This is a genomic window from Burkholderia sp. Ac-20365 (genome assembly GCF_017104715.1).
Taxonomy (GTDB): Bacteria; Pseudomonadota; Gammaproteobacteria; order Burkholderiales; family Burkholderiaceae; genus Paraburkholderia.
In genome coordinates, this window is the sequence record NZ_JAAGPI010000015.1 from 73,233 (window position 1) to 91,160 (window position 17,928).

16 protein-coding genes are annotated in these 17,928 nt (G+C 63.3%); 15 read left to right on the forward strand and 1 reads right to left on the reverse strand.

The window, feature by feature from the left end; genetic code table 11:
- Positions 1-81 precede the first annotated feature (81 nt).
- From G3O01_RS24770 to G3O01_RS24835, 14 genes are all read left to right on the forward strand, one after another.
- Complete coding sequence (locus G3O01_RS24770) at positions 82-738, forward strand: class I SAM-dependent methyltransferase (RefSeq protein WP_205808921.1); 657 nt, start codon at positions 82-84, stop codon at positions 736-738.
- A 107-nt stretch (positions 739-845) separates the two neighbouring features.
- Positions 846-1,469, forward strand: a complete 624-nt coding sequence (locus tag G3O01_RS24775) for a glutathione S-transferase (RefSeq protein WP_205808923.1) — start codon at positions 846-848, stop codon at positions 1,467-1,469.
- A gap of 223 nt (positions 1,470-1,692) precedes the next feature.
- On the forward strand, positions 1,693-2,625 hold the full coding sequence (locus tag G3O01_RS24780) for a D-ribose ABC transporter substrate-binding protein (protein ID WP_205808925.1): 933 nt from the start codon (positions 1,693-1,695) through the stop codon (positions 2,623-2,625).
- 77 nt (positions 2,626-2,702) lie between these two features.
- Positions 2,703-3,362, forward strand: a complete 660-nt coding sequence (locus G3O01_RS24785) for a DUF2291 domain-containing protein (protein ID WP_205808927.1) — start codon at positions 2,703-2,705, stop codon at positions 3,360-3,362.
- A complete protein-coding gene (locus tag G3O01_RS24790) occupies positions 3,359-4,915 on the forward strand; it encodes a sugar ABC transporter ATP-binding protein (RefSeq protein ID WP_205808929.1) in 1,557 nt (518 codons plus the stop codon). Before G3O01_RS24785 ends, G3O01_RS24790 begins: the two co-directional genes overlap by 4 nt.
- 46 nt (positions 4,916-4,961) lie before the next feature.
- Entirely contained in the window at positions 4,962-6,029 is a 1,068-nt protein-coding gene (locus tag G3O01_RS24795) for an ABC transporter permease (protein WP_205808930.1), read from the forward strand.
- 3 nt (positions 6,030-6,032) lie between these two features.
- Entirely contained in the window at positions 6,033-7,118 is a 1,086-nt protein-coding gene (locus tag G3O01_RS24800; protein WP_205808939.1) for a Gfo/Idh/MocA family oxidoreductase, read from the forward strand.
- Positions 7,115-9,064, forward strand: a complete 1,950-nt coding sequence (locus tag G3O01_RS24805) for a hypothetical protein (RefSeq protein WP_205808941.1) — start codon at positions 7,115-7,117, stop codon at positions 9,062-9,064. Before G3O01_RS24800 ends, G3O01_RS24805 begins: the two co-directional genes overlap by 4 nt.
- Before the next feature lie 160 nt (positions 9,065-9,224).
- Positions 9,225-10,604 (forward strand): MFS transporter, encoded by a 1,380-nt coding sequence (locus G3O01_RS24810; protein ID WP_205808942.1) that lies wholly within the window; start codon positions 9,225-9,227, stop codon positions 10,602-10,604.
- A 51-nt stretch (positions 10,605-10,655) separates the two neighbouring features.
- Entirely contained in the window at positions 10,656-11,486 is an 831-nt protein-coding gene (locus G3O01_RS24815) for a phosphogluconate dehydrogenase C-terminal domain-containing protein (protein ID WP_205808944.1), read from the forward strand.
- A 37-nt stretch (positions 11,487-11,523) separates the two neighbouring features.
- On the forward strand, positions 11,524-12,768 hold the full coding sequence (locus tag G3O01_RS24820; protein ID WP_205808946.1) for a ribulose-bisphosphate carboxylase large subunit family protein: 1,245 nt from the start codon (positions 11,524-11,526) through the stop codon (positions 12,766-12,768).
- 8 nt (positions 12,769-12,776) lie between these two features.
- The gene (gene oiaK, locus G3O01_RS24825; protein ID WP_205808948.1) at positions 12,777-14,159 is read left to right on the forward strand and encodes a 3-oxo-isoapionate kinase OiaK; all 1,383 of its coding nucleotides are present in this window, start codon (positions 12,777-12,779) and stop codon (positions 14,157-14,159) included.
- A 107-nt stretch (positions 14,160-14,266) separates the two neighbouring features.
- Positions 14,267-14,971 (forward strand): transcriptional regulator NanR, encoded by a 705-nt coding sequence (locus tag G3O01_RS24830; RefSeq protein WP_205808950.1) that lies wholly within the window; start codon positions 14,267-14,269, stop codon positions 14,969-14,971.
- A gap of 381 nt (positions 14,972-15,352) precedes the next feature.
- Positions 15,353-16,810 (forward strand): sensor histidine kinase, encoded by a 1,458-nt coding sequence (locus G3O01_RS24835; protein WP_205808953.1) that lies wholly within the window; start codon positions 15,353-15,355, stop codon positions 16,808-16,810.
- On the opposite strand, the gene G3O01_RS24840 is transcribed toward G3O01_RS24835, so the two are convergent.
- Entirely contained in the window at positions 16,807-17,304 is a 498-nt protein-coding gene (locus tag G3O01_RS24840; protein ID WP_205808955.1) for a thioesterase family protein, read from the reverse strand. The two genes, G3O01_RS24835 and G3O01_RS24840, sit on opposite strands and share 4 nt — an antisense overlap.
- A gap of 178 nt (positions 17,305-17,482) precedes the next feature.
- Here G3O01_RS24840 and G3O01_RS24845 point away from each other — a divergent pair, with 178 nt between their 5' ends.
- Positions 17,483-17,923 carry a CBS domain-containing protein gene (locus tag G3O01_RS24845; protein ID WP_205808957.1) on the forward strand — a complete coding sequence of 147 codons (441 nt, stop codon included), beginning with the start codon at positions 17,483-17,485 and terminating at the stop codon, positions 17,921-17,923.
- Positions 17,924-17,928 lie beyond the last annotated feature (5 nt).

The window sequence follows — 17,928 nt, forward strand, 5'->3', positions numbered from 1 at the left end:
CGAAGCCGGACAATCGGAGCCAGTCACCTGTGTGCGCAGCGCATGCGCATTGCCTTATGCAACCCGCCAAGGAGCCGCTTCATGAGAGAAATTCCTGTGTCCTCGTCGGCTGTCAGTCCGATCCGGGATGAACGCGTCAACCAGGTGCTGGACCGCTTGAATGCATCGCGGCGCTTTCCCGATCGCAGCGCGTTCGGCGGACCGTCGGGCAATGATCCGCAAGCCTTTGCGGACTACGGCTTTTCGATTCATCCGGATCAGGGCGAGCTGATTTACGTGCTTTGTCGCGGTATGCGCGCGACACGCGTCGTTGATTTCGCCACGTCGATCGGCATGTCTGCGCTGTACTTCGCGGCCGCGATGCGCGACAACGGTGGCGGGCTGGTGATCGGTTCGGAACTCGTGCCTTCGAAGGCGGAGATCGCGCGTCAGAACCTCGCGGAAGCGGGGCTCGCGCAATATGCGGATATCCGCGTCGGCGATGCGCGGCAAACACTGCGCGATGGGGGCGGCCCGATCGACTTCGCGTTGATCGACGGGTGGCCGCTGGATGAAGGGCCGTCGCTCGCGCGCACGGTGGTCGAACTGATCGCGCCGCAGCTGCGGGTTGGCGGATATATCCTGAATGACAATGCCGAAGCGGATTTTCTCGAGTACATCCGCGATCCGGATAACGGCTTCATTTCGATCACGCTGCCGATCAAGCGCGGCACCGAGCTTGCGCTGAAGATCCGTTGATGTGCGGTCGCAGGGACACTTGAACGGGCAGTGTCGTCCAACTGTACATTGAGCCAGATAGCGGACGAGGCCTAGACTGCGTGGGTTCAAACAGCCATCGCACTCACATGCTCGAAATACTTGGAAAGGCGTCCTCGATCAACGTCCGCAAAGTATTGTGGACTTGCGCCGAACTCAACCTTCCTTTCGAACGGGAGGACTGGGGCGCTGGCTTCAGATCCACGCAAACGCCTGAATTTCTCGCGCTGAATCCAAACGGACTCGTGCCCGTCATCCGGGACGCGGACATCGTTCTGTGGGAGTCGAACTCGATCATCCGCTATCTGGCTTCCCGTTATGACGGCATGCATCTCTATCCTGCCGGTCCGCTCGAACGTGCGCGTGTCGATCAATGGATGGACTGGCAGGCAACGGACCTGAACCGGTCGTGGAGCTACGCGTTTCTCGGGTTGGTCAGGAAATCGGCGGCGCATCAATCGGCGGATGAGATCGCGAACTCGATCGCGAGCTGGACGGCGAACATGCGCATCCTCGACGGGCAGCTGCGCGCGACAGGCGCGTTCGTCGCCGGAAAGCAGTTTTCGCTTGCCGACATTCCCGTGGGTTTGTCGGTGAACCGCTGGTTCAGCACGCCGTTCGATCATCCGCAGTTCCCGGCCGTCAGCGACTACTTCGAATGCCTCGCCGATCGTCCGGGCTTCGCCAGTTATTGCCGTAACGGCCTGCCGTAAAGGCCTGCCCGGCCTTCCGACACCTTTCCCGTCACCCGGGATCCCGTCACACACGCTCGAGCGCTAGGCGAAAACCCTGGCGCAATTCGGCCTTGTCGAGCGTAATTCCACTGGTATGATGACATCATGACGGCACAAGTGATGAGTAGACTGTAACGACAAAATCGACCGTCGACTGGTTTTAGGCAGTGCACAGGCGTTTAACCAGACTGGAGACAAGACGATGAAAGCATCGAAGCGGTGGCTCGCGCTCGCGTTGACCACCATGGCGGTCGCGAGCGGCGCCGCGCAGGCGGCGAATCTGATCGCCATCATTACTCCCTCACACGACAACCCGTTCTTCAAGGCCGAAGCCGATACCGCGAACGCGCGTGCGAAGGCGCTCGGCTACGACACCATCGTGCTCGTCCACGACGACGACGCGAACAAGCAATCGAATCTCGTCGATACCGCCATCGCGCGCGGCGCGAAAGCGATCATTCTCGACAACGCGGGCTCCGAGGCATCGATCGCCGCTGTCAAGAAAGCCAAGGCGGCGGGCATCCCGTCGTTCCTGATCGATCGCGAGATCAACGCGACCGGTATCGCCGTATCGCAGATCGTGTCGAACAACTATCAGGGCGCGCAGCTTGGCGGGCGCGCGTTCGTGAAGGCGCTCGGCGAGAAGGGCAACTATGTCGAACTGGTGGGACGCGAGGCGGATATCAATGCCGGCATCCGCTCGAAGGGCTATCACGATGTGATCGACCAGTTTCCGAACATGAAGATGGTCGAGCGGCAGTCGGCTAACTGGAGCCAGACGGAAGCGTATCGCGTGATGGAAACGATCCTGCAAAGCCACCCCGATATCAAGGGCGTGATTGCGGGCAACGACACGATGGCGATGGGCGCATCGGCTGCGTTGAAGGCAGCGAAGCGCGCCGATGTAATCGTGGTCGGCTTCGACGGCAGCAACGATGTGCGCGACGCGATCATGCGCAACGACATCCGCGCAACCGTGCTGCAACCCGCCGCGCAGGCCGCCACGGAAGCCGTCGATCAGGCCGACAAGTACATGAAGACAGGCGCGACGGGCAAGCCTGAAAAGCAGCTGATCAACTGCTCGCTGATCACGAAAGCGAACGCCGGCAAGCTCGACATGTTCGCGCTTCGCTGAGTCATTGCTTCGCTCGACGGGGATGCCACTTACGCGCATCCCCGGTGATTCTCATCCGGCGTACCGAGAGGTCATCCATGAGAAGTTGCATGTACGCGGCGATCGTCGTCATTGCCGCGAGCGGGGCGTTGCAAGGCTGCAAGCTGGTCAAACACGACGCGCAGACGTCGAAGAATTCACGCGATGCGTACGCGTCGGCGGGCTACGATCCGAACGCGATGGTCGCGTCGATGTGGAGCACGAAGATCGTGCCAGATGTCGAAAAGCGCGCGACCGATTACGCGACCCTGCGCGACGCGATCAAGGCCGACCCGGACGCAGCAGGCAAGAAATACGGCTATCGCGGCAAGGATGACGGCGCGCCGTGGAATTTCCCGACGAAAGTGCACGGCACCATCGTCGATGTCGATACGGCGTCGAGCCAGGGCACGGTAGGCATCGATATCGATGGCGACGGTAAAGCCGATGTGATCGTCGATATCGGTCCGACCGTGCTCGGTACGACGCTGCGCGACACGCTCGATTTCATCTCCTTCACGAGCTTTCGCAATCAGATCGAATACGCGCAGTTCGGCACCGCGCTGAACAGCTACGCGGCCACGCATGTGATGAAGCCGTTTCCGCGCGATGCGCTCAAGGGCAAGGCGGTCACGGTGACGGGCGCGTTCTCGTACGATTCGTCGGCGGATCAGCCTGAAGTCGTGCCACTAGCGCTGTCGCTCGGAGGCAAGTCATGAGCGTGGCAGGCGAAGTGGACGACGTGATTCTTCACGTCGAAGGCGTGACGAAGGTCTATCCAGGCACGGTTGCATTGAAGGAAGTCAACTTCGCCGTGCGGCGCGCAGCGGTGAACGTGCTGGTCGGCGAGAACGGCGCGGGCAAGTCGACCTTGATGAAGATCATCGCCGGCGCGGAACAGCCGAGCACGGGGCGCCTGTTGCTCGACGGCAAGCCTGTCGAACTGACGAGCAGCGCGGACGCATTGCGGCATGGCATCGGCATCGTGTTTCAGGAACTCAATCTTTTCCCGAACCTGACGATCGCCGAGAACGTCTTCATCGCGCATGAGATCACGCGCGCGGGCATCGACATCGATGCCGACGCGCAGCGGCGCAAGGTGCGCGAACTGCTGAAGCGGCTGGAACTGGATGTGAGCCCGGATACGCTTGTCGAAGACTTGCGCATCGGCCAGCAACAGTTGGTCGAAATCGCAAAGGCGCTCGCGCACGACGCGCGCGTGCTGATCCTCGACGAACCCACTTCCGCGTTGAGCGCAGCCGAAGTGGACGTGCTGTTTCAGGTGATCGCGGACCTGAAGGCGCACGGCGTTGCGATTGTCTATATCTCGCACCGTCTCGAAGAACTGATCCGCATCGGCGATTACATCACCGTGCTGCGCGATGGCCGCATCACCGGAAATCAGCCCATGGCGCAGGTGGACGTGCCGTGGATCGTGCGTCAGATGGTGGGCCGCGACACGAAGGATTTCTCGCGTCCGGTCGGCCACGCGCGCGGCGCTGAAGTGCTGACGGTGCGCGACGTGTCGCTGCCGCGCAAGGGCAGCGGCTTGCTGGTCGATCATGTGTCGCTGTCGCTGCATGCGGGCGAGATCGTCGGCATTTACGGTTTGATGGGCGCGGGGCGGTCGGAATTGTTCGAGTGCATTCTCGGTTGTCATCCGCATGCGACGGGCGAGATTGTCCTGGACGGCAAGCCGCTCGCCGGCAAGCCGATCGCCCGCCGCGTCGCGCAAGGTCTCGCGCTGATTCCCGAAGACCGCAAGGCCGATGCATTGCTGCCCATTCTGTCGATCGGCGACAACATGACGATCTCCAGCCTCGGCGAGTTCGCGCGCGCATTCCATATCAGCACGCAGCGCGAGCAGCGCTCGATCACGCAATACATCCGCGATCTCGCGATCAAGGTCGCCGACTGGCGCCTCCCCGTGAGTTCGCTGTCGGGCGGCAACCAGCAGAAGGTGGTCATCGCGCGGGCGCTGATGACCACGCCGAAAGTGCTGCTGATGGACGAACCGAGCCGCGGCATCGACGTCGGCGCGAAAGCGGACATCTTCAAGGTGATGCGCGATCTCGCCGTGAAGGGGCTCGGCATTCTGTTCGTGACCTCAGATCTTGAAGAAGTGATGGCGCTGTCCGACCGCATTCTGGTGATGTCGAACGGACGCGTGACGGCCGAATTCGACGCATCCGAAGCGACCCAGGATGCGCTCGTCGCGGCTTCCGCAATCGGGCATCGCACGGCGGCAACGGAACAACGCGCGGCCGCCTGACGCGGCACGTTTCAACGCAGATCCAGCAACACACTGGAGACTATTCATGACGATGGCTATCAAGGGCGAAGCGCCGGGCGCGAGCATTGGCGAGGCACCGCTTCTGCTGCTGCTCAAGCTGCGCACGTTCATCGCGCTGTTTGCCGTTGCGATCTTTTTCTCGTTCGCGGCGCACAACTTTCTGAGCATCGAAAACCTGCTGATCATGTCGCGGCACGTCGCGCTGAACGCGTTTCTCGCCATCGGCATGACGTTCGTGATCGTCGCGGGCGGCATCGATCTGTCCGTCGGGTCGATTGTCGGCCTGTCGGGCATGGTGGCGGGCGGCTTGATCCTGCATGGCATTCCGCTCGGCGACGAATACACGCTGTATCTGAGCGTGCCGGAAACGATCGTGGTCGCGCTGCTGACGGGCGTGGCTGTCGGCGCGATCAACGGGCTGCTGATTACGCGTCTGAACGTCGCGCCATTCATCGCGACACTCGGCACCTTGTATATCGCGCGCGGTGCGGCGCTGCTGTCGTCGGGCGGCGAGACGTTCCCGAACCTCACCGGCAATCCCGATTACGGCACGACGGGTTTCCCCGTGCTCGGCAGCGCCGCGATCCTCGGCATTCCGTTGACGATCTGGCTGCTGGTCGTGGTTGGCGTGATTGCCGCGTATATCGCGGGGCGCACGCCACTCGGGCGGCAGATATACGCGATCGGCAGCAACGAGCGCGCGGCGCAGCTGTCCGGCGTGCGCGTGAATCGCGTGAAGATGTTCGTCTATATGTTTTCGGGGCTGTGCGCGGCGATTGTCGGGCTGATCATTTCGTCGGAACTGGTCGCGTCGCATCCGATGAGCGGCGAGACCTTCGAACTCAACGCGATCGCAGCGGCCGTGCTGGGCGGCACGTCGATGTCAGGAGGGCGCGGCAAGATCGGCGGCACGATCATCGGTGCTTTCGTGATCGGCATTCTGTCCGACGGGCTCGTGATGATGGGCGTCAGCGCGTTCTGGCAAACGGTCATCAAGGGTGTTGTGATCGTCGCGGCCGTGGTGGTCGATCAGATCCAGCGGCGCGTGCAGCAACGCTTCGCGTTGCAGAAACAGGCTGCAACGGGAGCGTGAACGATGAGCGCATCGGGTTTGCAAAATCGCGATTCGTTCAATGGCGCGCTGATCGGTTGCGGGTTCTTCGCGCGGAACCATCTGCATGCGTGGCGTGATATCGCAGGCGCGAACATCGTCGCGCTGTGCGATGCGGATGAAACGCGCCTGCATGCGGCGGGCCGCGAGTTCGGCATCGAGCGACTTTATACCGATGCCGCCGCGATGCTGCGCGCCGAACGGCTGGATTTCGTCGATATCGCGACGACGGTCGCGAGTCATCGCGCGCTGGTCGAACTGGCCGCCCATGCGGGCGTCGCGACGATCTGCCAGAAACCGTTCGCGCGCACGCTCGACGACGCACGCGCGATGGTCGCCGCGTGCGACAAGGCGAACGTGCCGTTGATGGTGCACGAGAACTTTCGCTGGCAAAGCGCGATTCAGGCTGTCGGCGCGGCGTTGCAGGCGGGCGCGATCGGCAGGCCGTTCTGGGGCCGTGTGTCGTTCCGTTCGGCTTTCGATGTGTTCAGCGGGCAGCCGTACCTGGCGCAAGGCGAGCGCTTCATCGTCGAAGACCTGGGGATACATGTACTCGATATCGCGCGTTTTCTGTTCGGCGACGCGACGCGCGTAGCGGCGGCGACATCGCGCGTGAATCCGGCGATCAAGGGCGAAGACGTCGCGACGATCATGCTGGTTCACGAGAGCGGGGTGAACAGCATCGTCGATTGCAGCTACGCGACGCGACTGCCGCGCGAGCTGTTTCCGCAGACGCTGATCGAAATCGACGGTTCCGCGGGCACGTTGCGGCTAATGGCCGATTACCAGCTTCAGATTCACACCGATGCCGGCACCGAACTGCGCGATGCGAGGCCGCCCGCGCTGTCCTGGGCCAGCGCGCCGTGGGAAGCGATCCAGGGCAGTGTGCTGAATATCCAGTCGCACTGGATCGATTGCCTGCGCAGCGGGCGTGAACCCGCCACAAGCGGTCGCGACAATCTGCGCACGCTTGCGCTCGTCGAAGCGACCTATCTGTCAGCGGGCGAAGGGCGCAGCGTCGAACCAGGCGAACTGGAGCGCGCGCCTTTGCGCCGGCAGGTTGCGCGATGAACGCGGATCTCGCGAAGCTTTACTACGGCACGAGCCAGCCCGTCGATCAGGCGCAGCGCCTGCAGGCTGGGCCGTGGTCCGCGCTGCTGATCGACGGTGCGTTGCACGATATCCGTTATCGCGATGTCGAAGTGATACGCGCGGTGGCGTTTCTGGTGCGCGACAAGGATTGGGGAACGTGTCGTCCTGTGCTGAGCGGCATCGAGATCGACCAGACGCAAAACGGGTTTCGCGTTGCGTACCGGGCGCACTGTACGAATCCAGATGGACATGCATTGAGCTACGCTTTGTCGATAGATTGTGCGAGTGGCGGCGCGCTGACATTCAGCGCAACAGTGACGGCGCACGATGCGTTTCTCACGGCGCGTTGCGGCTTCTGCGTGCTGCATCCGATAGACGGCGTCGCGGGCGCGCCGGCACGCGTCGAACACAGCGACGGCACGCGCGACAATGCGGCGTTTCCGGCGCTGATCGATCCGTGGCAGCCGTTCAAGGACATCTGTTCTATCGAGCACGACATGCCGTGCGGGCATACCGTGCGCTGCGCATTCACGGGCGATGTGTTCGAGATGGAAGACCAGCGCAACTGGTCGGATGCATCGTTCAAGACCTATTCGCGGCCGCTGGCATTGCCGTGGCCTTTCACGCTGGACGCAGGCGCAACAACGACGCAGACGGTGATGCTGGATGTCGATGAGCGGGCATTTGTAAAGACCGAGGCGCGAACCGCGGTCAAACCTGAACTGCAAACGCTCGACATCGATCTGAACGAACGCGCCGACGAAACAATGCCCGCGCTCGGCATCGCCATCGCTGCGGGCGAAGCGGACATCGCGCTCGATCATCTCGCGTTGCTGACCGAACTCGCGCCCCAGCAACTCACGCTCAGCTTCGACCCGTCAGCAGGACACGGCCTGCACGAACTCGAACGCTACGCGGCGTTGCAACGTCGAAGCGGCATCGAATGCGTGCTCGAATACGCGTTGCCCGGCGCCGATACGCCGCCTGCGGAACTCGATGCGCTTGCGTCACTGGTCGCGGCGTCGAGCCTGGAACTGACGGGCATTGTCGTGAGTCCGTCGGTGCATCGGCAGTCGAATCCGCCGGGCAGCGTGAGCCCGCCGTGTCCCGCGCTCGACGAGGTCTATCGCGAAGCGCGTCGCGCGTTTCCCGGCTTGCGCATTGGCGGCGGCATGCTCAGCTATTTCACCGAACTCAACCGCAAGCGTCCTCCGCTTGAACTGGTCGACTGGACGACGCACGCGACCTGTCCGATCGTCCACGCCGCCGACGACGCCAGCGTGATGCAGACGCTCGAAGCCATCCCGCACATCACGCGCTCATGCCGCGCGCTGATCGGCGCGCAGCGGTATGCGATCGGTCCGATATCGATCGGCATGCGGCAGAACCCGTATGGTTCACGCGTGATGCCGAATCCACACGGGGAGCGCATCGCCATGGCCGGCTGCGATCCGCGCCAGCAAGCGCTCTTCGGCAGCGCATGGCTGGCCGGTTACGCAGCCGCGCTGGCAGGCGCGCGCGTCGACACGCTGACACTTGGCGCACTGACCGGCGCGCGCGGACTCGCCGATGTAACCGGCGGCCTGCGTCGCTATCCAATGTTCGACGTGGCGCGGGCGCTGGCCCGCATGGCGGGCGCGACGCGGCTCACATGCGCGGGCGCGAATTCGCGTGAGATTGCGTGCCTGGCGGCGCGTGACGCGCAGGGCCACGTTCATCTCATCGTCGCGAATCTGAGCAGTTCGACGCGTACCGCGCGGCTCGATCTGCTCAACGTGCCGTCCGGCCGGCTAAATGCGTTGACGATCGATGAACAACTGGCTCGCAGCACATACACCATGCAGTCAGGTGAACCCTTCACGCTACGCCCGTTTGCCTGCCTGATCGCGACGACGGCCACGCACGAGACCGCTTCACGCCCGTAATCAGAGAAAGCGCACCGACGCGCCAATGAACTGCTGAAACCTGTTGGTAGTAAACCCAGTGCCGCCTTTTTAATCTTGATGGTCTACTCATCACACCAGCACAGCACATGAGTGATCTGTGCGGAGGCGCAGAGTCGCGAGACCTATCGAAGGAGACGCAATGCCCACTGCCACGCCCGCCGCTCAGGCAAGCCCGAGCCAGCTAGAGCGCTCGACCATCCGCAAGGTTTCGCTGCGCCTCGTGCCGTTCGTCGCGCTGATGTTCTTCATCAACTTCCTCGATCGCACGGCGATCTCGTTCGCCGGACCGAACGGCATGACGAAGGATCTCGGGCTCGACGCGGCGCAGTTCGGCTTCGCGGCGGGTGTGTTCTTCATCGGCTACATCTTTCTCGAAGTGCCGAGCAATCTCGCGCTTCACAAGTTCGGCGCGCGCCGCTGGCTCGCGCGGATCATGGTGACGTGGGGCATCGTCGCGTTGCTGTTCACGTGGGTGAGCAGCGTGCCGGGGCTGTATGGACTGCGCTTTCTGCTGGGCGTCGCCGAAGCGGGCTTCTTTCCCGGCGCGATCCTGTTCCTGAGCATGTGGGTGCCGCAGCGCCACCGCAGCCACATCCTCGCGCTGTTCTATCTCGCGCAGCCGCTGACGATCGTGATCGGCGCGCCGTTCGCCGCGCTGCTGATCGAAGCGCATGGCCTGTTCGGGCTGGCAGGCTGGCGCGTGATGTTCCTCGGCGTTGCGGTGCCGGCGATCGTCGTTGGCATCGTTGCGTGGTTCTATCTGAGCGACCGGCCTTCGCAGGCGCGCTGGCTCACGTCCGATGAGCAGGCGTGGCTTACCGCCGAGCTCGAAGCCGAGCAGCGCCAGCGCGCAGCCGGTTCGACGCAGCATCGCCACAACGCAGGTGCCGCGCTGACCAGCGGCCGCGTCTGGATGTTCTCGCTGATGTACTTCGGCCTGATTTACGGCCTCTACGCGCTGGCTTTTTTCCTGCCGACCATCATCGGCGGCTTCGAGACGCAGTTCGGCTCGCACTTCAACGTGTTCCAGAAAGGGCTCATCACTGCGATTCCCTATCTGCCCGCCGCAATCGTGCTGTTCCTGTGGAGCCGCAACGCGACGAAGCACGGTGTGCGCGCGTGGCATATCGGCATTCCGGCGCTGGTCGGCGCACTCAGCATTCCGCTCGCGCTCTTCATGAAATCGCCGTCGACGAGCATCGCGGTCATCACCATCACGGCCTGCGCGATTTTCTCCGCGTTGCCGAACTTCTGGGCGCTGCCCGCGCGCTTTCTGTCGGGTGCGGCGGCTGCCGCGGGCATCGCGCTGATCAACACGGTCGGCAATCTGGCGGGCTTCGTTGCGCCGTATGTGACGGGCGCGCTGAAGGACGCGACGGGCTCGTATCACGCGCCGATGTTCGTCGTCGGCATTGTCATGCTGATGAGCGCCGTGCTCGCATTCGCGTTCTGCAGCGAGCGCCGCCCGCGCGAGCAGGACGAACACGCAGCCGTCGCGCTGGACCCGCGCGCGAGCTGAGCTTCAACCACGATTCATGAACTTGACGTACCCCTGCAAGGAGAGAGGACGATGAAAGAGAAAATCGCACTGTTCGGCGCCGGCGGAAAGATGGGCTTCCGTCTTTCGAGCAACCTGCTGAAGTCGGACTATCGCGTCGCGCACGTCGAAGTGAGCGAAGCGGGCCGCAAGCGCCTGAAGGACGAACTGAACGTGGATTGCGTATCGGTGGATGCCGCCATCGACGGCGCGCAGGTCGTGATCCTCGCCGTACCCGATACGCTGATCGGCAAGCTCAGTCACGAGATCGCGCCGAAGCTGCCAGCGGGCACGATGGTGATGACGCTCGATGCCGCCGCGCCGTTCGCCGGCCATCTGCCCGAGAGGGCGGATTTGACGTACTTCGTCGCGCATCCGTGCCATCCGATCATCTTCAACAACGACGACGATCCGAAAGCGCGCCGCGACTTCTTCGGCGGCGCGTATGCGAAGCAGTCGATCACGAGCGCGCTGATGCAAGGCCCCGAATCCGCGTTCGATCTGGGCGAAGACGTCGCGAAGACGATCTATCAGCCGATCCTGCGTTCGTACCGTCTGACTGTCGAACAGATGGCGCTGCTGGAGCCGGGTCTGTCCGAAACGATCTGCGCGACGCTGCTGTACGTGATGCGCGAAGCGATGGATGAAACCATCAAGCGTGGCGTGCCTGCCCAGGCCGCGCGCGATTTTCTGCTCGGCCACATGAACATCCTGAGCGCGGTGATCTTCAACGAGATCCCTGGCGCGTTCTCGGATGCATGCAACAAGGCAATCGAATTCGGCAAGCCGCGCCTGATGCGCGACGACTGGAAGGGCGTGTTCGAGCGTGAAGAGATTGCGGAAAGCATCCGCCGCATTACCTGACGCGCGGTTTTCTTTGGACTTTGAACAGGACTGCATCGTGAGCGAACGCATTCACGCTACTTACTGGCTCGAAACGGGCGACGATCCGCGCCGGGCCGCCGACGTCATCGCCGGCGAACAGTCGAGCGGCACCTTCGTCGCGCTGCCCGGCGAGACGCCCGAACTGAAGGCGCGTTCGGGCGCGCGCGTCGAGCGGCTGGACGTACTCGAAACCGTCGATACACCGAGCCTGCCGGGCGGCATGAAATCCGCTGTGTACACGCGCTGCACGCTCGAACTGTCGTGGCCGATCGAGAATTTCGGGCCGTCGCTGCCGAATCTGATGTCGACCATTGCGGGCAATCTGTTCGAGCTTCGGCAGGTGTCGGGTTTGAAGCTCACGGGTCTGACGTTGCCGTCTTCATTCGCGGCGGCGTATCCGGGCCCGGCATTCGGCATCGACGGCACGCGCAAGCTGAGCGGCGTCACGCATGGGCCGCTGATCGGCACGATCATCAAGCCGAGCGTCGGGCTGTCGCCGGAGGAAACCGCGCAGCAGGTGCGCGAACTGGTGGAAGGCGGCATCGACTTCATCAAGGACGACGAGCTGCAGGCCGACGGCTCGCATTGCCCGTTCGACGAACGCGTGAAGGCGGTGATGCGCGTGGTCAACGAACACGCCGATCGCACCGGCAAGAAGGCGATGGTCGCGTTCAACGTGACGGGCGATCTCGACCAGATGCGTCAGCGGCATGATCTCGTGCTCGCGCAAGGCGGCACGTGCGTGATGGCGGTGCTGAACTCGATTGGTCTGGTCGGTATGCACGAGTTGCGCAAGCACGCGCAACTGCCCATTCATGCGCATCGCGCGGGCTGGGGTTATCTGTCGCGCAGTCCCGAGCTTGGCTGGGATTACGCGCCGTGGCAGATGATCTGGCGTCTCGCGGGCGCGGATCATCTGCACGTGAACGGCTTGCGCAACAAGTTCAGCGAGCCTGACGACAGCGTGATCGCGGCGGCGCGCGCAGTGCTCGCGCCCGTGATGCCCGATGCGCCGATGACGGCGATGCCAGTCTTCAGTTCGGGACAGACAGGCCTGCAAGCCGCCGATACCTACGCTGCGCTCGGCCGCGCCGATCTCATCCATACGGCAGGCGGCGGCATCTTCGGTCATCCGCAGGGCGTCGCGGCGGGTGTCGAAGCGCTGCGCGAAGCATGGGTCGCGGCCATCGAAGGCGTGCCGCTCGAAAAACACGCGGAGCGCAATCCGGCGCTGCGCGCCGCACTCGGTTTCTGGAAGTGAGCACGCCTATGTCGGATTCCGCGCAAACGGCACTTCCAGCGGGGCCGCTGCTCGCCTATTACGGCGACGACTTCACGGGCTCGACGGATGCCATGGAGGCGATGACGGCAGCGGGCGTGCCGACGGTGCTGTGTCTCGATACGCCGACGCCCGATCTGCTCGCGCGTTTTCCGGACGCGCGCTGCATCGGGCTGGCGGGTTCGTCGCGCGGACGCGATCCGGCATGGATGCGCGACGTGTTGCCGTCCGCATTCGCGAGTCTCGCGGCATTCGGCGCGCCGATCCTGCAATACAAGGTGTGCTCGACATTCGATTCATCGCCGGAAGTCGGCTCGATTGGCGCGGCCATCGATATCGGCGTGAACGTGATGCGCGCGCGCTGGTCGCCAATGGTGATCGGCGCGCCGAGGCTGAAGCGCTATCAGATGTTCGGCAATCTGTTTGCCGCCGTGAACGGCACGGGCTATCGGCTCGACCGTCATCCGACGATGTCGCGTCATCCCGTCACGCCGATGGACGAAGCGGATCTGCGTGTGCATCTCGGGCGGCAGACGTCACGCCGTATCGAGCTGATCGACATGCTGCAACTGCGCGACGGCACGGGCGCTGAACGTGTCGATGCGCTCAGCGCGGACGACAAACCCGTCGTGCTGATCGACGTGCTCGATGAAGCGACGCTCGTCGAAGCGGGGCGGCTCGTCTGGGAAAGGCGTGGCGAGGGCGTGTTCAGCGCGTCGTCGTCCGGGCTGCAATATGCGCTGGCCGCGTACTGGCGCTCGCGCGGCTGGCTACCGGCGACGCCGTCGCTGCCTGTCGCGCAACCCGTCGATGCGATCGCTGCGGTGAGCGGCAGTTGCTCGCCTGTCACGGCATCGCAGATCGCGTGGGCGCGTGCGCATGGGTTTCATGTCGAGCGTCTCGATCTGCGTCGCGCGCTCGATTCGCATTCGGGCGGCGACGAAATCGAGCGCGCGGTCGGTGCTGCTGCCGGTGCAATTCGCCGTGGCACGAGCGCCATCGTGCACAGCGCGGAAGGACCCGATGACGCCGACGTGATCGGCTTCGATGCGATCGCACGCGACGCAGGCTTGACGCGTCAGCAAGCGGCGCGCAACGTCGGCGGCGCGTTGGCGGAAGTGATGCGGCGTCTGCTGGAGCGTGTGCCGTTATCGCGTGTAGTCGTCGCGGGAGGCGACAGCTCGGGTGAAGTGGCGAGCACGCTGGGCATCGATGCATTGAGCGTCGCAGCCGGCCTCGCGCCCGGCGCACCGTTGTGCCGCGCGTGGTCGACATCGGCGCGGCGCGACGGACTGGAGATCGTGCTGAAGGGCGGGCAGATCGGCGGCGCGTCGTTCTTCGGTCTGGTCAAGGAGGGGCGCGAGGTGGGCTGAGCGCCGCGCGCAGCATCGACACGACACCGGTCCGGCGAGCGGTCCCTCGCGCGAAACGATCGGTCTATGGTATTGTCATTACACCAGAATCTAGTCGCTGAACTGTAATGGGCGAGATCATCCCGCGTCGGAAGCTGTATCAGGAAGTGGTGGACCGTCTGATGGAGCGCATCCGCTCGGGCGAAATCGCGCCCGGCGCGCAGTTGCCGTCGGAGCGGGAACTGATGGAAATCTACGGCGTCGGGCGACCGGCGGTGCGCGAAGCGCTGCAGACGCTCGAACGCTCGGGCATCGTCGAGATCGTACACGGCGAGCGCGCGCGTGTCGTCGTGCCGACAGCCGACCGGCTGATCGGCCAGATCGCAAGCGGCGCAATGCATCTGCTGCGCACCGACCCGGAGATGCTCGAGCATCTGAAGCACGCGCGCGTCTTTCTCGAAACCGGCACCGCGCGCATGGCCGCCGAGCGCGCAACGGAAGAAGACGTCGCGCGGCTTCAACTGAGCGTCGCGCAGCATCGGGCGTCGATGATCAATCTCGAAGAGTTCATCGAGCGCGACATGGCCTTTCACCGCGAGATCGCAAGTATCAGCGGCAATCCCATCTTTCCGTCGATCGTCGAATCGCTGTTTCGCTGGGCGGGCGAGTACTATCGCCCGCTCGTGCGCGCGCCCGGCGCAGAAGAACTGACCCTGGCGGAACATCAACGCATCGTCGACGCGATTGCGAAACATGACGGCGATGCCGCCGCCGAAGCCATGCACGCGCACCTGTCGCGCGCCAACGATCTCTACCGCAAGCTGAGCAAGTAACGCGGCCTATCCCTTTCAGATGGCAGCCGACGGTGCGCAAGACGCGCCTCGATCCCGTTTCTCCCTGACACGCGGCGCAACGGCTTTCCGGTATTCGGAGGCGCCCTGTTGAACCGCCACTGGACAGATTTAATGTTGCGCTAGAATCGTGGCACCGCCGGGCGTTCAGCGCGAGCCGCAACAGCGAGCAGTGCCCGGCGGTCTGGTGCGAACTCCGTTGCCAGTGCATTTGAAGAACAACAACGCCGCTGTGCTGATGGGGAGCGCGAGGTGCTTGACGAGTTTCGGGCAAACGTTGTCTATCCGTCGCCCGATGTTCATGCAATTCGACCCGTCCAGCCTGCCGAGGAACAATCAGCGGCGACACACACATAAGACACCATGTATTCGACCTTGCCGGCGTTCGTTTCGGCGCTGTTCCTGGGCTTCGGCGTGTACGTCCTGCTGACTGAAGGCGTGACGCGTCTGTCGACGCCATTCGCCCTGATGTGCATGACGACCTTCGCGTGGCAGGGCACGTGGGCGTTCCTGTTCCAGACGACGAGCCCCGAAGCGGCAGGCATACTGGTCAAGGCGGGCTACTTCTTCATCCTCTTCCTGCCGACCACCTTCTATCACTTCGTGACCGAACTGGTCGAGCGGCGCGACGAGCGGCCGCTACTGATGGCGTCGTACGCGTTGTGCGTGATCCTTGCGGTGCTGCTCGTGACGGGCGACGAAGTGGTCGCCGGCTACGGCAATCATTTCTTTGGCGATTATCCGAGAGCAGGGCGGCTCCACCCGGTGCACGTGATGCAGACCGCGTTGCTCGCCGCCCGCAGCGGCTGGCTGCTGATCATGTCGCGTCGTCAGGCGCGCGCCCGTCACCGGCGCCGTCTGCTGGGTCTGTGCCTTGTCAGCCTGTGTCTCTATTCGCTCGCGGCGGGCGACTACGCCGTCAATTACGGTTACGTGTTCTATCCGCCAGGCGTGATCTTCATCGCGATCAGCCTGGGCATTCTCGCGATCACCATCGTCCGGCACGGCTTGATGCGGCAATACTTTCTGGCTGCGACGGTCGCGCAAGAAGTCGCGATGCCGCTCGAAGTCATCGGCATGCACGCCGATGAACTCGGTCACGCCCTGCCGGAACTGCTGCGAGGCTATCAGCTGGCCGTGCGCCATCAGTTGCTCGTCAACGGCCTGTATCCTGGGCAATCCGAGCGGCTGCCCACACTCACGCGCGCGATTCGCCGTCAGATCGACAGCACGAGCACCGTGGTGGAAATGTCACTGGCGTCGTTCACGCTGGACCGGCTCGATCGCCGCAGCTTCGCGCCGCAATCCATCCGTCATTGCGTCGATTCGGCGCTGGACCGTTATCCGTTTCATCCTGGCGAGCGCGGGCGCGTGTCCGTGCTGCCTATCGATTCGCAGTTACGCTTCTCCGGCACGGATTCGCTGTTTGTTTTCGTCATCTTCAACCTGCTGAAGAACGCGCTGTTCGCGATCGAATCCAGCGGCTCGGGCACGATCACGATTAGCGCCGGGCGCGACGGCGGCTTTTGCGTGATTCATTTCAACGATACCGGGCCAGGCATTGCGGCCGATGTGATGCCGCACATCTTCGACCCGTTCTATTCGACCAAGCCGCATGGACATGGCGGCGGCATGGGGCTGGAGTTCTGCCGGCGCGTGTGCGACGCATTCGGCGGCACGATCTCATGCGCGTCGACGCCGGGCGTGCTGACCACCTTTACGCTCCGTTTGCCGGAACCGGGTTCGGCGGCGGACCGCGCATTGCGCGATCCGCCGGCAAGAGCCCGACGCTCGCGCGCCGGGCAAGGTGGAATCAATTAGTTGGTAACGGGCGGCAGGATCACTTCATATTCCTTGACCCGCTCGATGATTCCTTCAGGGAAACGCCGGATCCGCTTGTCCATTCCGGCGAAAAGAATCTGCTGGTAGCCGTGCGACACGGGACGTCCTTCCACGCTAAAGCGGAACAGCAGATACGCCGAGCATTGCCGGACCTGAAACGTATTCAGGTAGCAGTCGACGCGCTGGAACGGGAACGTCTCCTGCACGTACTCCTGATGTGCGCGCTTCGTGACAAACGTACCCCCGGCGGCAAGCAGATTATTGTGGATGCACTCGTGGAACCAGCGTTCCCGGCACACGCCCTGCCACTCGAAGTAGCGGGCGAAATAAGTGTTCATGAAGGCATTGGAGTCCTTGAGATAAATGTCGATGACATGGTGAAAAGTTTTCTGGGGAGATCCCACCAGCGTATCGCCCGACAGCAGTTCGGAAGTGCGCGACAGAACTTGAGGGATGGCTTCGCGAGTCAACATGCATTGCTCCTTGGGAATGGCCGCTAGCGGCGGCCGCGCATTCCTTCTGCATGAAGGAACGCCCCAATTCTGGGCCCCGTGACTGGAGTTTCCATTTGCGCTGCCGTTAAACGTAGTGCGGGATTGCGCAACCATTGGCAGTCGGCTCCCGTCTTCCAGGAAAACAGAGAGTGCAACGATGAAAGTAGAAGAGTTGATGACGAAGCGCGTCGTCACGGTCGGTTTCGACGACACGCTTGAAACCGTCAAGGACATATTCGAGCAATCCGGGTTTCATCACCTGCTTGTCGTCGAGGACCGGGAACTGCAAGGCGTGGTGTCGGACCGCGATCTGTTGCGCGCGTTGAGTCCGTTTATCGACAGCGTGGTGGAGACGCAGCGCGACCTCGGCACGCTGAGCCGGCGTGTGCATCAGATCATGAGCCGCAAGCCGGTCACGCTGCGCCCGGACGCCGAGGTGAGCGAGGCGATCCGGCTGTTCCTGGAGAACCCGATCTCGTGTATTCCGATCGTCGACGGCGCGTTCAAGCCGGTCGGCATCGTGTGCTGGCGCGATGTTCTCAAGGTCTGCGCGCAGATGCTGCAGTCGCCTGTGGATGGCGACAGCGCGCAAGCCTGAACCGC

Excerpts from the sequence above, each read along its gene's own strand:
- G3O01_RS24770 (WP_205808921.1), top strand. The coding sequence starts at position 82 with ATGAGAGAAATTCCTGTGTCCTCGTCGGCTGTCAGTCCGATCCGGGAT.
- G3O01_RS24775 (WP_205808923.1), top strand. The coding sequence starts at position 846 with ATGCTCGAAATACTTGGAAAGGCGTCCTCGATCAACGTCCGCAAAGTA.
- G3O01_RS24780 (WP_205808925.1), top strand. The coding sequence starts at position 1,693 with ATGAAAGCATCGAAGCGGTGGCTCGCGCTCGCGTTGACCACCATGGCG.
- G3O01_RS24785 (WP_205808927.1), top strand. The coding sequence starts at position 2,703 with ATGAGAAGTTGCATGTACGCGGCGATCGTCGTCATTGCCGCGAGCGGG.
- G3O01_RS24790 (WP_205808929.1), top strand. The coding sequence starts at position 3,359 with ATGAGCGTGGCAGGCGAAGTGGACGACGTGATTCTTCACGTCGAAGGC.
- G3O01_RS24795 (WP_205808930.1), top strand. The coding sequence starts at position 4,962 with ATGACGATGGCTATCAAGGGCGAAGCGCCGGGCGCGAGCATTGGCGAG.
- G3O01_RS24800 (WP_205808939.1), top strand. The coding sequence starts at position 6,033 with ATGAGCGCATCGGGTTTGCAAAATCGCGATTCGTTCAATGGCGCGCTG.
- G3O01_RS24805 (WP_205808941.1), top strand. The coding sequence starts at position 7,115 with ATGAACGCGGATCTCGCGAAGCTTTACTACGGCACGAGCCAGCCCGTC.
- G3O01_RS24810 (WP_205808942.1), top strand. The coding sequence starts at position 9,225 with ATGCCCACTGCCACGCCCGCCGCTCAGGCAAGCCCGAGCCAGCTAGAG.
- G3O01_RS24815 (WP_205808944.1), top strand. The coding sequence starts at position 10,656 with ATGAAAGAGAAAATCGCACTGTTCGGCGCCGGCGGAAAGATGGGCTTC.
- oiaK (WP_205808948.1), top strand. The coding sequence starts at position 12,777 with ATGTCGGATTCCGCGCAAACGGCACTTCCAGCGGGGCCGCTGCTCGCC.
- G3O01_RS24830 (WP_205808950.1), top strand. The coding sequence starts at position 14,267 with ATGGGCGAGATCATCCCGCGTCGGAAGCTGTATCAGGAAGTGGTGGAC.
- G3O01_RS24835 (WP_205808953.1), top strand. The coding sequence starts at position 15,353 with ATGTATTCGACCTTGCCGGCGTTCGTTTCGGCGCTGTTCCTGGGCTTC.
- G3O01_RS24840 (WP_205808955.1), bottom strand. The coding sequence starts at position 17,304 with ATGTTGACTCGCGAAGCCATCCCTCAAGTTCTGTCGCGCACTTCCGAA.
- G3O01_RS24845 (WP_205808957.1), top strand. The coding sequence starts at position 17,483 with ATGAAAGTAGAAGAGTTGATGACGAAGCGCGTCGTCACGGTCGGTTTC.